Annotated in this window: 13 protein-coding genes and 2 pseudogenes; 3 read left to right on the top strand and 12 right to left on the bottom strand. The window is 66.9% G+C overall.

Translation table 11 applies throughout. The annotated features are described in order from the left end of the window. The first annotated feature begins 591 nt into the window (after positions 1-591). Positions 592-1470: an NACHT domain-containing protein gene (locus tag ACTWQR_RS35745; RefSeq protein WP_443231387.1), complete on the top strand. Its 879-nt coding sequence runs from the start codon at positions 592-594 to the stop codon at positions 1468-1470. 58 nt (positions 1471-1528) lie between these two features. Here ACTWQR_RS35745 and ACTWQR_RS35740 read toward each other — a convergent pair. Beyond that, positions 1529-1987: pseudogene (locus ACTWQR_RS35740) on the bottom strand (transposase); the annotation flags it as partial. A gap of 53 nt (positions 1988-2040) precedes the next feature. Here ACTWQR_RS35740 and ACTWQR_RS35735 point away from each other — a divergent pair. Beyond that, a pseudogene (locus tag ACTWQR_RS35735) lies at positions 2041-2302 on the top strand (ISAzo13 family transposase); the annotation flags it as partial. On the opposite strand, the gene ACTWQR_RS35730 reads toward ACTWQR_RS35735, so the two are convergent. Genes ACTWQR_RS35730 through ACTWQR_RS35720 form a run of 3 tightly spaced genes read right to left on the bottom strand, consistent with a single transcriptional unit; the run spans position 2303 to position 3760 of the window. Next, the gene (locus ACTWQR_RS35730) at positions 2303-2785 is read right to left on the bottom strand and encodes a GNAT family N-acetyltransferase (RefSeq protein WP_443231386.1); all 483 of its coding nucleotides are present in this window, start codon (positions 2783-2785) and stop codon (positions 2303-2305) included. 9 nt (positions 2786-2794) lie between these two features. Continuing rightward, positions 2795-3202, bottom strand: coding sequence for a VOC family protein (locus tag ACTWQR_RS35725; RefSeq protein WP_443231385.1), 408 nt, complete (start codon positions 3200-3202; stop codon positions 2795-2797). Positions 3203-3256: 54 nt separating this feature from the next. Continuing rightward, on the bottom strand, positions 3257-3760 hold the full coding sequence (locus ACTWQR_RS35720; RefSeq protein ID WP_443231384.1) for a DinB family protein: 504 nt from the start codon (positions 3758-3760) through the stop codon (positions 3257-3259). A gap of 84 nt (positions 3761-3844) precedes the next feature. Between ACTWQR_RS35720 and ACTWQR_RS35715 the strand changes: the two genes are divergently transcribed. Next, positions 3845-4222: a VOC family protein gene (locus ACTWQR_RS35715; RefSeq protein ID WP_443231383.1), complete on the top strand. Its 378-nt coding sequence runs from the start codon at positions 3845-3847 to the stop codon at positions 4220-4222. A gap of 31 nt (positions 4223-4253) precedes the next feature. Here ACTWQR_RS35715 and ACTWQR_RS35710 read toward each other — a convergent pair whose 3' ends face one another. The 8 genes from ACTWQR_RS35710 to ACTWQR_RS35675 all read right to left on the bottom strand — a co-directional run bounded on the left by ACTWQR_RS35710 (position 4254) and on the right by ACTWQR_RS35675 (position 12789). Next, on the bottom strand, positions 4254-5600 hold the full coding sequence (locus ACTWQR_RS35710; RefSeq protein ID WP_443231382.1) for an MFS transporter: 1347 nt from the start codon (positions 5598-5600) through the stop codon (positions 4254-4256). Continuing rightward, the gene (locus ACTWQR_RS35705; RefSeq protein WP_443231381.1) at positions 5597-6289 is read right to left on the bottom strand and encodes an ArsR/SmtB family transcription factor; all 693 of its coding nucleotides are present in this window, start codon (positions 6287-6289) and stop codon (positions 5597-5599) included. The genes ACTWQR_RS35710 and ACTWQR_RS35705 overlap by 4 nt, the downstream gene beginning before the upstream one ends. 104 nt (positions 6290-6393) lie before the next feature. Beyond that, a complete protein-coding gene (locus ACTWQR_RS35700; protein WP_443231380.1) occupies positions 6394-6774 on the bottom strand; it encodes a VOC family protein in 381 nt (126 codons plus the stop codon). A 144-nt stretch (positions 6775-6918) separates the two neighbouring features. Next, positions 6919-8076 (bottom strand): ABC transporter ATP-binding protein, encoded by a 1158-nt coding sequence (locus ACTWQR_RS35695; RefSeq protein ID WP_443231379.1) that lies wholly within the window; start codon positions 8074-8076, stop codon positions 6919-6921. Beyond that, complete coding sequence (locus ACTWQR_RS35690) at positions 8069-9127, bottom strand: ABC transporter ATP-binding protein (RefSeq protein WP_443231378.1); 1059 nt, start codon at positions 9125-9127, stop codon at positions 8069-8071. Before ACTWQR_RS35690 ends, ACTWQR_RS35695 begins: the two co-directional genes overlap by 8 nt. A gap of 11 nt (positions 9128-9138) precedes the next feature. Next, positions 9139-10107, bottom strand: coding sequence for an ABC transporter permease (locus ACTWQR_RS35685; RefSeq protein WP_443231377.1), 969 nt, complete (start codon positions 10105-10107; stop codon positions 9139-9141). Continuing rightward, positions 10100-11029, bottom strand: coding sequence for an ABC transporter permease (locus ACTWQR_RS35680; RefSeq protein ID WP_443231376.1), 930 nt, complete (start codon positions 11027-11029; stop codon positions 10100-10102). Before ACTWQR_RS35680 ends, ACTWQR_RS35685 begins: the two co-directional genes overlap by 8 nt. A 131-nt stretch (positions 11030-11160) precedes the next feature. After that, positions 11161-12789, bottom strand: coding sequence for a peptide ABC transporter substrate-binding protein (locus ACTWQR_RS35675; protein ID WP_443231375.1), 1629 nt, complete (start codon positions 12787-12789; stop codon positions 11161-11163). Positions 12790-13269 lie beyond the last annotated feature (480 nt).

Here is a 13269-nt window from a genome sequence, read left to right as displayed (position 1 = left end):
CGAACGGCGCCACAGAGCACTCAACCCGCGCACAGAAGCCAACCACCCACCGGCCAAAAGCCGTTACGCGCCCCGGATTCTCATCCCGCTACGGTGCCGGCGCACAGCGCCGTCATGGGTACTTTTCACAGTTGGTGCCTCGCCAGAGAGGCTTGGCCGACAACGTCCCTAAAGGGCCGTCCCGAAAGTCGCCGCTCACGGCTTGTCGATTGGCTGAAGTCCTCGGGTCAGGAGCGCGAGCGCCTCAGGGACCCTGCGCACGGTCACGCTCTGTCGCAGGCAGCCGCAAGGCTTGCAGCGCCCGGCCAGTGACCTGGTCGGCCTCATCCAACACGAGGAGGCTGACCTCCTGTGATGTCTAAGGAGGTTATCCGTTGCTCGAGAGGAGCAGAGGAGTCCGCTCGTACGACAGACGCCTGCGTCGAGTTCAGGCTCATCCGATGCGGTGAATTCGGAATCCTCTCGTCATTCACCCGAACCTGAGTCGGCATGATGTAAGCCATGCACAGGGGGAATCCGCTCCCTCAGCGCGCGCTTTGGGCGCTGGGGGGACTTTCGGCAGTCGTTGGAGCATGGGGGCTGCTCTGGACCGTGGGCAAGGTCCGGGCTGGTGAGTTGGAGACTGATGAGCTGGCCGGAGTGCTCAGTTTCGGGTTCAGTGGGATCGGACTAGTGCTGGGTTCGGCCTCACTGATCGTTTCCTGGCACTCCTACCGGGCAGACCGTGCCGAGCACACCACTGGGATGATGCCGGGCGGTATTGCCGACGGATTGGTTTCGGCCGTCCGCACCCAGTGGGAAGCCGAGGCCCGGGTACGGCGGCTCAATGATCCCTACCCTTTGCCGGTGTCCTGGCGTCCTGCTGAAGCCGATCTGGTCGAGGACTGGGAGTTGCTGCGCAGGCAGGCTACCCGTGGCGGCGCCGCACCTGTCCCTGCCCGCAACCCGGCGGCTCTAGCCGGGACGAATGCGGATATCACCGAAGTCTTCACGCGGCGCGCTCCGGGACGACGGTTGCTGGTGCTCGGTGAGCCCGGCGCGGGTAAATCAATGCTCCTGCTCACCCTCCTGCTCGGGCTGCTCGACGAGAGGAAGCCCGGTGCCCCCGTACCGGTGATCTTTCCTCTCGCGTCCTTCAACCCGGCCCGTCATGACCTCTTGGCCTGGATGCACGAGCGTCTCGAAGCGGACTATCCGGGCCTGCGTGTGCCCGCTCCGCAGCCTCACAGCGACAGCAGCCTTGCCTCTATGTTGTTGCGTGAGAGGCTCGTCCTGCCACTGCTCGACGGCTTCGATGAACTTCCCGATGACCTACGCCCCCAGGCTCTCAATGCGATCAACGAAGCACTGCCACCAGCGCAGCCCTTCGTCCTCGCGAGCCGCGCCATCGTCGTGTCCGAGTCGCGCAGGATTCTGGTCACCAGATCGGCTTCGTCTTCGTCGCGGACGACGGCCAGCTCATGCAGGTAGCGGGCGAATCGCTGGTGCTCGTCCTCGGCGGAACAGTCATCGGCACCGTTGAGGCCATTCACACGGCGGCCTCCTCGGGACGCTCGACCAGGTGGCCGCGTTCGAAACAGGCGCCTGCCGGCACCAGCGCCACAAGATGGGGTGCGTTGACCGCGCACCAGCGGGCCTGAGCCGATTCGATCAGCTTGAAGGCCACGGCGAGGGCAGCTCCCGGCTGCCAGCACCCTTGGTGACCTTCGTCCGCAACGGGACCGTGGCGAAGGTCGACTCGATCGGATTTGCGGTGCGCAGATGGATCCAGTGCTCGGTGGGGAAGTCGAAGAACGCCAGCAACTCGCCCTCGTCGTCCGTGATCCGCTGGACGACTCTGGGGTAATTCATCTGGTAGGCGCGCTCGAAATCGCGGACGGCCCTGGCCGCGTGCCCCTTGTCCTCGGCATCGTAGATCTCCTGCATCGCGCTTGGCCGCGGGCTGGGCCGACTTCGGCAGCGCGTCCAAAACGTTGGCCGTTTTGTGAAGCCGTCAAGGATCAAACTGTTGCCTCGCGGTCAGCGGCTCGTTGGCCTGGTATGGCGATCAACGAGGAGATGCTGTCCCAAGTCGACCGCCGTTTCGCGGTGTTGCTGCCCCATCTGAACGCGGACAGCGGCGTCCGGCGGTGGGGTGGCGGCCGAGGCACTGCTGCTTGGCCACGGCGGGGTGCGCGCCGCAGCCCGGACAGCGGCCGTCAGCGAGACCACCGTGCGCCGGGGGATCACGGAACTGGAAGCTGGCACCGGGCCGCTGCCCGGCGGACGCATCCGCACCGAAGGCGGAGGCCGTAAACCGGCCTCAGGCCGAGGGCAGGTCCAGTTCGCCGACAACCTGGTCTCCGCTCGTTTCACCAGTGAGGCGGAATCCGAGCTTGAGGTAGAACGGCTCCGGTCCGCCCGCCCCCTGCGCCCAGGTCACCGTGACGCGCGACTGACCGCGCCGGCGGATCTCCTCGCACACGGACTCCACGGCGAAGCGGCCGTACCCACGTCCTTGGTGCCCGTCGGCGATGTTCAGCCGCCACAGGCCGGAGCGAGGACGGTCGTCCGGGTTCTCCGGGTCGAAGCGGACGTCGAAGAAGGCCATCACGAAGCCGACAAGGTCGTCGCCGTCGAAGATCAAGCGAGGCCAGGCGACGTCCGGCTGCGCATAGGCCTCGGCCAGCGACTTCATCACCGGAGCCACGAACCGCTCCTGGTCGGGCCGGACCGTCAGGTCGATCGCGGCCTCCACGTTGTCCGGGGTGATCTTTTCCAGGCGGAGTGAGAGTGAGGAGGACATCTCGGCGCGCTACTCGGCGGAGCCTGCCGCAGTGTCCGTCACCTGGTCCAGATCCCCCCGTTCGACACAGAATTCGTTGCCCTCGGGGTCGATCAGGGTGACCCAACCCTTGCCGTCGGGCCGTGTGCGGTCCGCGAGCCGGCGGGCGCCGAGGGCGAGCGCCCGGTCGACCTCTTCCGCTCGGGTGCGTCCCTTCGGCTGGAGATCGAAATGGATGCGGTTCTTGGCGGACTTGCCCTCCGGGACCCGTACGAAGAGAAGGCCCGGCCCGCCGTCGGGATCAGCGATCAATGCCTCCGGGTCACCGGGCTTGTCGTCCTCGGCCAGCGGCCGTCCGAGGAGCTCGCTCCAGAAGAGCCCGAGGTCGTACGGGTCTCCCGTGCAGTCGAAAGTGATGTGGCGGATCGTGGGATTCAACTGGCTGTCTCCTTTTCCCTGTTCCGGACGTCCTGTATGTCTTTTCCGGAGGCTCTAGACACCGGTGTGTCCGTCCACCAGTTCCCGTACGACGTCCAAGTGGCCGTTGTGGCGGGCGGTTTCCTCGATCAGGTGCAGGACGACCCAGCGCAGGTTCACGTGCCGGCCGTCGCGGATCGAGCGCTTCGCCGTCGTCTCCAGGTCGTGGGAGGCCACCAGTTCGCGGTAGCGGGCGCTCTGTGCCTCGTACTCCGCGAGGAGGTCCGCGAGCGGGATGTCGACCGCGATGCGCATCTCCCGGTCGGGGTCCTCGTCCGTCCAGGGACCGTCGTCCTCCTCACCGAGGAACACCACCTGGAACCACCAGTACTCCACCCAGCGCAGATGGCTGATCAGCCCGCACAGGGTCATCAGCGGGGAGCCGGGCAGCGGCGCCGCGCGGGCGTTCTCCGCGGAGAAGCCCTCGCACTTGGCCCGGGCGGTGTCGCGCGCGTAGTCGAGGAAGGTGGCCAGCTGTGTGCGCTCGTCCCACGTGGGAGGCGTATCGGTTCGAGTCATCGGGGTGAAGCATCCCGGCCGCCGGTTCCGCTGTCGAACGATTAAGCGGGCGGATCCGCTCTGGTGGCCGCTTAGGATCTGTCCGTGATCGCTGACCTGCAATGCGTGGTTCTGGACTGCTCTGATCCGGCTGAACTCGCCGAGTTCTACCAGTCGTTGCTCGGCGGAACCGTCAACCAACAGGACCGACGGTGGGCACTCAGCGACGACTGGGCGACCCTGCATACGCCGTCCGGCCTCGTCCTCGCCTTCCAGCGGGCAACGGACTATCTGCCGCCACGGTGGCCGGACCCCGCCCGGCCTCAGCAGTTCCACCTGGACTTCGGTGTCCCGGACCTGGACCGGGCCCAGGAGGAGGTACTGGCTCGGGGAGCGACGGTACTCGACGACGGTTCCGCCGGCCGGAGCTGGCGCGTCTATGCCGATCCGGCGGGGCATCCGTTCTGTCTGGTGCGTCACTGAGAGCAGAGCCTCGTGCGTCACTGAGAGCGCATCAGGGGGTGCGGTCACGCACGTGAGAGTGCGCGAGCGGAGCCGTCCCGGGCGTCCGGGTCGGGGGTGCGGACCCGCCGCGATGAATCCACAGGAGGGCTCCTGCCAGCATCGCGGCGCCTCCCAGCAACCAGGGCAGCGGGCCGGGCGGAAGGACGCCCACGATCAAGCCTGCGAGAGCTCCCGCCAGTTGGAGGGCGAGGGACTGGACGGACAGCGCGGTTGCACGGCCGGAACTCGTCACACGGCGGTGCAGGAGGTCGTTCTTGTTCGGCCCCGCCGCGCCGAACCCGAGGTAGACCAGCCCGAAGCCGACGGCCGCGAGGACCAGGGACCCCACTCCTGTGGACACCTCGGTGGCGCCGAGCAGAAGCAGGCCGCTCGCGCTGATGCCGAGGCCCACCATGACCGCACGCTCGCCGCTGCCCGCGAGCCGTGCGGTGAGCGGTGCGAACTGGCTGCCGATACCGGAGCAGATGAATCCGGCACAGGCGAGTGCGGCGAAGAGCACCGCCCCCGACTCCGATGCGCCGGTGAGAGCCGCGGCACGTCCGGGCGTGAGCAGTTCGATCACGGCCAGGGCACCGCCGGCGGCGCCCGCGCTGAGGAGCACCCGGCGGACCAGCGCGTCGCGTGCGCCCAGACGCAGTCCGCCCACGACGGTTGCCGGGATGCCTCGGAGTACGTCGCGCAAGGTGGTCCTCGGCCGGGGCGGCTCGCGCAGGGCGGTCAGGACGTACAGCACGAAGGCGACCTCAACCGCCGCGCCCAGCAGCAGGGGGATGGAGAGCGGGAGCACCAGCCCGGACGTCGCGCCGCTCAGCCGGGCGCCGACGTCGGGACCGAGTCCGAGCAGCCAGGGAACGGCGCCGCCGAGCAGGGTGCCCGTTGCGAGCGCGGCCGATGTCGCCGAGCCGCCGCGGGCCAGTCCGGTGCGCAGTTCGGCGCCGGGGCCGGAGTGCGCCTGGACGGTGTCGACGTACCAGGCTTCGGCCGGCCCGCTGGACAGAGCGCGGCCCGCTCCCATCAGGGCCATTCCGAGGCCGAGCAGCCAGGGAACAGTGCCCAGGCCCACGAGAGTCAAGGCGGCCAGGTTCAGCAGACCGGCGGCGGCCAGGACAACGCGGCGTCCGAGGACGTCGGACAGTCCTCCAGTGGGCAGTTCCAGCACGGCGGCGGTGAGGGAGTGCGCGGCGAAGAAGCCCGCGATGGCCGCCAGGGTCATGCCGCGCTCGGTGAACAGCAGGACCAGGGGAGCGATGGTCAGTCCCAGCGGCAGCCAGAAGAGAAGGCAGACCGTGGCGTAGCGGCGGCGTGCGGTGCGTAAGTCCGACGTCGTCTTGGTCATGACGCGCCCTCGGCAGACGCGTCCTCGACAGGCGCGTCCCCGGCCTCTGTACCCACAGAGGCGGCCATGCCCGCCGGGGCATCGGTCTCCGGCTCCGCGTCGGGCTCGCGCGGTGCGAGAGGGAGCCCGGCGGTGAGGAACACGACCTGCGTCGCGCGCGGATCCTCCGCATCACGAGTGGTCAGTTCCTCCAGCTTGCGGCCGAGCACGTCCCAGAGTTCGGTGAGCGACTCGGGGGTCAGGCGGGGCATCAGGTCGTTGATCCCGGACGGCTCCCCCCACTCCTGGCCCAGCCGCCCGTCCGCGATGTCGGCCTCGTGCCGGACGAGAGAAGCCTCCAGGTGCTCGATCTGGCGCCTGCGCGACAAACTGACGAAGGCGCGGCTGCCCGGCGACGCTTCCATGGCCTTGTTGCTCCACGAGGTCACGGAGTGCGCCGCTTGCCAGCGACGCTCCCGTCCGTCCCGGTGCTCGGCCTCCGTGACGAACGCGTACTTCGCCAGAACCCGCAGGTGATAGCTGGTGGAAGCGGACGACTCACCGGTCCTGAGCGCGAGTTCACTCGCGGTGGCCGGGCCGTCCTGCCGCAGCAGCCCCAGCAGCCGGATACGCAGAGGGTGCGTCAGAGCCTTCAGGGCTGCCGCGTCCTGCTCCGGATCGAGAACGCGTTTCTGCTCTTCGCCGACCATGAAGGGAGGGTAGGGCGCCCGACAGACTTTCCAAAAGTATTTTTGCAGAATTTCTTTTGGAGTGCCGATCAGGAGGCGGCTGCCCCAGCGGAGGTCGACGCGGCCTACGTGGCCACCAGCTCCACCTCGAACCCGTCCGCGTTCTCCAGATACGCGGCACAGTGCTCGGGCCCGCCCGCGAACGGGTGCCGGTCCGGGAACAGCAGAGACCACCCGTGTTCCGGAGCGTCGGCGACCAGCGTGTCCAGAGCCGGTCGTGAAGGGACGTGGAAGGCGAGGTGGTTGAGGCCGGGGAGGAGGCGGTCGTGCTTGGCTCGGGTCAGGGCGGGGGACTGCTCGACCACCAGGTACGTCTCGCCGAGGCGCCAGCTCCGGCCGTCGGGCCAGTCCTGGTACGGGGTGTGGCCGAGCCGTTCCAGCAGCCACCCCCACGACTCCACCGCACGTCGCAGATCGGGCACCCACAGCTCGATGTGATGCAGCATCGTCCGCTCCCCTCACCGAAACGCTCTCCGCACGGAGCGCCGCACCCAGCCGCGCATAGCCGCACATATCGGAAAAGGCCGGCTCCCGGCATCAAGTGACAATGCCGGGAACCAGCCAGGTCGTACGAACCCGCGGATCACACATCAGACGGCGTGCACGACGTCCTTCTCCTCCGCGAAGTGGCACGCCGACTCGTGCGCCACCGGGGAGTCCAAGCCCTTGAAGCTCTCGGGAACCGCTAGGAGCGGGACCTCCTCGGCACACTTGTCCTGGGCCTTCCAGCAGCGAGTGCGGAAGCGGCAGCCGGACGGCGGGTTCGCCGGGGACGGCACATCGCCGGTGAGGATGATCCGCTCGCGGCCCTCGCGCGCGTCCGGGTCCGGCACCGGAACCGCCGACAGCAGCGCCTGGGTGTACGGGTGCGTCGGGTGATCGTAGATCTGCGTGTCCGTGCCGATCTCTGCGATCTTGCCGAGGTACATCACGCCGACCCGGTCGGAGATGTGCCGGACGATCGACAGGTCGTGGGCGATGAAGATGTAGGACAGGTTGAACTCGTCCTGGAGCTTCTCCATCAGGTTGATGACCTGCGCCTGGACGGAGACGTCCAGGGCCGACACCGGCTCGTCGCAGATGATGATCTCGGGGTTGAGCGCGAGGCCGCGGGCGATGCCGATGCGCTGGCGCTGACCGCCGGAGAACTGGTGCGGGTACCGGTTGATGTACTCCGGGTTGAGCCCGACGACGTCCAGCAGATCCTGCACCTTGCGGCGACGCTCGCCCTTCGGGGCCACCTCGGGGTGGATCTCGAAGGTCTCGCCGATGATGTCGCCGACCGTCATCCGGGGGTTCAGGGAGGTGTACGGGTCCTGGAACACCATCTGGATGTTGCGGCGTACGGCCTTCAGCGCGCGCCCGGACAGCTTGGTGATGTCCTGGCCCTTGTAGAAGACCTCGCCCGCGGTCGCGGTCTCCAAGGTCATCAGCAGCCTGGCCACGGTCGATTTGCCGCAGCCGGACTCACCGACGATGCCCAGAGTCTCGCCCTGGTGGAGGTCGAAGGAGACCCCGTCCACGGCCTTGACCGCGCCGATCTGCCGTTTGAACAGGATGCCCTGGGTCAGCGGGAAGTGCTTGACCAGGTTGCGCACCTGAAGGATCGGCTCACCGCGCTCGACGGGGGCCTCGATGGCGGCGACCGCTTCCGTCTCGGAGTGGGCGTCGACGACGTCCACCTCGGAGATCTGAGGAGTCGCGTCCGCGGCGTCCTGCGGCTCGTCGGTCTTCTTGAGCTCAGCCATGGATCGTCTCCTCCCAGAAGTGGCACGCGCTGCCGCGGCCGACCAGCTCGCCGCCGTCCCGCTCGGTGACCGAGAACAGCTGCGGAATGTCCGTACGGCAGATGTCCTGCGCCTTGGGGCAGCGCGGGTTGAAGGCACAACCGGACGGGATGCGGGTCAGGTTGGGCGGCAGACCCTTGATCGCATACAGCTCCTGGCCCTTCTGGTCCAGGCGCGGGATGGAGTCGAGCAGGCCGCGGGTGTAGGGGTGCGCGGGGCGCTTGTAGAGCTCGTGCACCGGGGCGGTCTCGACGATCCGGCCCGCGTACATCACGGCGATCTTGTCGGCGACGTCCGCGACGACACCCAGGTCGTGGGTGATCAGGATCAGGCCCATGTTGTACTCGCGCTGGAGTTCCGCGAGCAGGTCCATCACCTGGGCCTGGACCGTCACGTCCAGCGCGGTGGTCGGCTCGTCGGCGATGATCAGGTCCGGCTCCAGGGCCAGCGCCATGGCGATCATGATGCGCTGGCGCATACCGCCGGAGAACTGGTGGGGATAGTCGCCCACGCGTGCGGCCGCGGCCGGGATGCGTACCCGGTCCATCAGCTCGATCGCCTTCGCCTTGGCGTCCTTCTTGGACATCCCCTGGTGGGCGCGGAACATCTCGCCGAGCTGGTAGCCCACGGAGAGCACCGGGTTGAGGGAGGACAGCGCGTCCTGGAAGATCATCGCGATCTTCCGGCCGCGGATCTGCCGCCGCTCCTCCTCGTTCAGCTTCAGCATGTCCTCGCCGCGGAAGAGGATCTCCCCCTTGGGGATCCGCCCCGGCGGCATGTCGAGGATGCCCATGATCGCCTGCGCGGTCACGGACTTGCCGGAGCCGGACTCACCGAGCACGGCTAGGGTCTCGCCCGCGCTGACGGTGTAGTTCACGCCGTTGACGGCCTTGGCGACGCCGTCGCGGGTCTTGAACTCCACGTGCAGATCGCGGACTTCGAGGAGCGGGCCGTCGAAGTCGTCCGCCGGGCGCGGCGCGGGAACGTCGGCCGTCTTGTCGATGATGGTCATGTACGCCTCCCTCAGCGCAGCTTGGGGTCGAGGGCGTTGCGTACCGCATCGCCGAACATGAGGAATGCCAGGACGGTGACGCTCAGCATCGCGGCCGGGAAGAACAGGACGAACTGCGCGTTGCGCAGGTAGTCCTTGCCCGCCGAGATGTCCTGGCCCCACGAGATCTCGCCGGTGATACCGATACCCAGGAAGGCCAGCGTGGCCTCGGCGGTGATGTACCCGCCGAGCGCGATGGTGGCGACGACGATCACCGGGGCGACGGCGTTCGGCAGGATGTGCTTGAGCAGGATTCGCCAGGTGCCGGCGCCGAGCGCCCTGGCCGCGACCACATAGTCCGCCTGCTTGACGGTGATCACAGCGCCGCGCATGACGCGGGTGATCGTGGTCCAGGCGAGGAATGCCAGCGCCAGCGAGACCACCCACACCGTGCGGTTGGCGAAGGTGTTCAGGACGACCATGGCGCCGAGCAGGAACGGAATGCCGAAGAAGACATCGGTGATCCGGGAGATCACCGCGTCGATCCAGCCGCCGAAGTAGCCGGAGATGAGACCGAAGAGGCCGCCGAACAGGGTCGCCAGCACGGTGACCGCGATACCGACGATCAGCGAGGCGCGGGTGCCGTGCAGCATACGCGCGTAGATGCTGCGGCCCTGGTGGTCGTAGCCGAGCCACTCGGCGGAGAAAACCTGGCCGAGTTCGGGCTTCTGCAGGAAGTGCTTGGACAGATCTCCGTCGCGCGGCGAGACATTGCCCTGGATGAACAGGTCCGGCAGCACCGCGATCACCAGCAGCAGCAGGATCAGGCCCGACGAGATCAGGAACATCGGGCTGCGCCGCAGATCGTGCCAGGCGTCGGAGGCGAGACTGCGCGGCTTGCCGGTGGCGGCCCCGGCTTCGGTCGCGAGGACCGCGTCCGGGGTCGTGGCCGCCGCTGCCGCGACGGTGCTGTCGGTCTTGGAGGGTGCCAGCTCAGGCATAGCGAATCCTCGGGTCCAGGACCGCGTACAGCAGGTCGACGATCAGGTTCACGAACAGGTAGATGATCACCATCACCGTGACGATGCCCACCACCGTGGCGCCCTCGCGACGGCTGAGCGCCTGGTAGACGAGGTTGCCGACGCCCTGGACGTTGAAGATGCCCTCGGTGACGATCGCACCGGTCATCAGGTTGCCGATATCGATGCCCAGGAAGGTGACCACCGGGATCATCGAGTTGCGCATCAGGTGCATCGAGATGATGCGCCGGCGCGGCAGCCCCTTGGCGACGGCGGTGCGCATGTAGTCGGCGCGCATGTTCTCGGCGATCGACGTACGCGTCAGCCGGGCGACGTACGCGAGCGAGAGGGACGCCAGCACGGTGCCCGGCAGGATCAACTGGGACGGGTCCAGGGAGTCCTGGACGGTCGGGGTGGTCCAGCCGAGCGAGGTGGCGAAGATCTGCTGGAAGACGAAGCCGAGCACGAAGGACGGCACCGAGATCAGGGCCAGCGTCAGGACCAGGACGCCCGTGTCGGTCTTCTTGCCCGCCCGCATGCCCGCCACGATCCCGAGCGAGACACCCACGACGACGGTGAAGACGAAGGCGATGATGGTCAGCCGGATGGTGACCGGGAACGCCTCGCCGATGACATCGGCGACCGGTCTGCGGCTGGCGATCTGAGTGCCGAAGTCGCCCTGGAACACGCCCAGAAGGTAGTCCAGGTACTGCTTGATGATCGGCTGGTCGAGTCCGTAGTCCGCCTTGATCCTCGCGATCTGTGCGGGGTCGATCGACTGCTCGCCGTACAGCGCACGCACAGGATCACCGGGCAGCGCGTACATCATCAAAAAGATCAGCAAGGTCGTCCCGATGAACACCGGGATCATCTGGAGCAGTCGCCGCGCGACGTAGCGCCCCATGGTTCCTCCATGTCGGTCGCAGCGGGAGGCCGGCGGGCGCGCTCCGCAGTACGGAGTCGCATCCGCCGGCCCCCCGCCGGTACTGGTGACGGCCCCAGCCTGGGGCCCTCACCGGTGTGCGATCTGCTCGATTACTTCTTCTTGACCAGGACGTCCTGCAGGACCGGGTCACCGTTGTTGTCGATCTTCACGTCCGACACGTTGGTGGAGTAGCCCGCGTTGGCCTTGTAGTACCAGAGCGGGATGGCCGGCATCTCGTTGATGAGCTCCTTCTCCGCAGCCTGGTACGCCTTGATGACGGCGTCCAGGTCCTTCGCCGCGTCGCCCTGCTTGAACAGGTCGTCAATCTTCTTGCTGGCGAAGCCGGAGGTGTTGCCGTCGGCCTTGGAGCCGTACAGGTCGCGCATGAAGTTGACGTTCAGGGGATAGTCCTGCACCCAGCCACCGCGGTACATGGACTTGACCTCCTTGGCGTCACGCGCGTCCAGGTCGGTCTGGAAGTCGGGCTTGGAGTCGCCGACGCAGTCGACGCCGGTGGCCTGGCGGATGCTGTTGCAGACCGCCTCGACCCACTCCTTGTGACCGCCATCCGCGTTGAACTGGATGAAGATCTTGTTGCCCGGAACGCCGCCGCCCTCTTCGATGAGCGCCTTGGCCTTGGCCGCGTCGTACTTGAAGACGTCCCCGCCGATGTCGGGGTCGTAGCCGGCGACACCCTTGGCGACGAAGCCGGTCGCGGGCTCACGGGTGCCGTTGAGGACCGTCTTGGTGATGGTGTCGCGGTCGATCGCCATCGACAGGCCCTGCAGGACCTTGGGGTCGATGTCCTTCCACTGCTTGACGTAGCGGACCGGGACGATGGACTGGACGGCGTTGTAGTCCTGGTCGATCGCGCGGTCACCCAGGTCGGACTTGCGCTTGGGCAGGTCCTTCGGGCCGATCTGGCGGATGATGTCCAGGTTGTTGGAGAGCAGATCCTGGTAACCGGCCTCGACGGTGGTGTAGTTCTTGAAGATCACACCGCCGTTCTTGGGCTTGTCGTCGCCCTGGTAGTCGGCGTAGGTCTTGACCTCGATCTGCTTCTTGTGCTCCCACGAGACGAACTGGTAGGGGCCGTTGCCGACCGGCTTCTCGCCGTAGCCCTCGGGGTCCTTGAAGAAGCCGGAGGGGAGCGGGGACCAGACGTCATAGCCGAGCTTGTACTCGAAGTACGGAATCGACGAGGACAGCTCGATGGTGAAGGTCTTGTCGTCGACGACCTTCAGACCCGACATGGTCTCGGCCTTCGGGTCACCCTTTTCCGGGTGGACGTCCGCGAAGCCCTTGATGTCGGCGAACCAGAAGCTGTTCGTCTGGTTGTTCTTGATGTTGGCGGCCCAGTTCCAGGCGTCCACATAGGACTTGGCGGTCACGGCCTCGCCATTGTGGAACTTCCAGCCGTCCTTGAGCTTGACGGTCCAGGTCTTGTTGTCGGTGCTGTCGATCGACTCGGCGTTCTCGAGGATGACCTTGCCCTCGTCGTCGAAGTCGACGAGCTGGGAGAAGAGCGCACGGATCACCTTGGACCCGTTCGACTCCTTCGCGTTGGCCGGCTGCAGGGGGTTCTGCGGCTCGCCGACGTCGACCGAGAAGATTCCCTTCGGGTCGGTAGCGCCCGCACCGTCTTCGTTGCTGTCGTTGTCGCTGCCGCCGCAGGCAGTAGCAGCCAGCGCGACGACAATTGCCCCCGCGACCCACTTGGCGCTCTTGGCACCACGCATGGGTTCCTCCTCATGAGTCCACTGATTCACCATTGGGGGCATGAAGAACCCCACCGGCGCCATTGGCGCCGGAGAGAGTACCTGCCCTGAGTGTGCTCGTGAGTCGGCGCTCCCCAACGCGCATGACCCATTGACCCGAGCTCAACGGACCCAACTATTAAGTAACCCAGAGCTGTAAACCACACTTAAGGAGTCTCATTTTGGTCACATCATCCACCCGAGTAGACCCGAAATCTGGACAAAATCAGCCCAGACAGACACACCCGAAACGGACTGTTAACACAACTTGCGGTGATGGATAACCGATAACCGGACACCGAGATCAAATAACCGGGTTGACATAGGGTTATCCCTCGGTCCATCAGATTGGACCCCGGGAAACGCACCGGAGCCCGCCCCGATAAAACGGGGACGGGCTCCGCGTGAGACTAACCGTCGCGGCCCACGCCGACCAGAGGTCGTAAGCGGACCGCAACGTGA

The organism is Streptomyces sp. 2A115 (assembly GCF_052245575.1).
GTDB lineage: Bacteria > Actinomycetota > Actinomycetes > Streptomycetales > Streptomycetaceae > Streptomyces.
The sequence above is the reverse complement of the archived record's forward strand: the minus strand, read 5'-3'. Positions and strand labels throughout refer to the sequence as shown.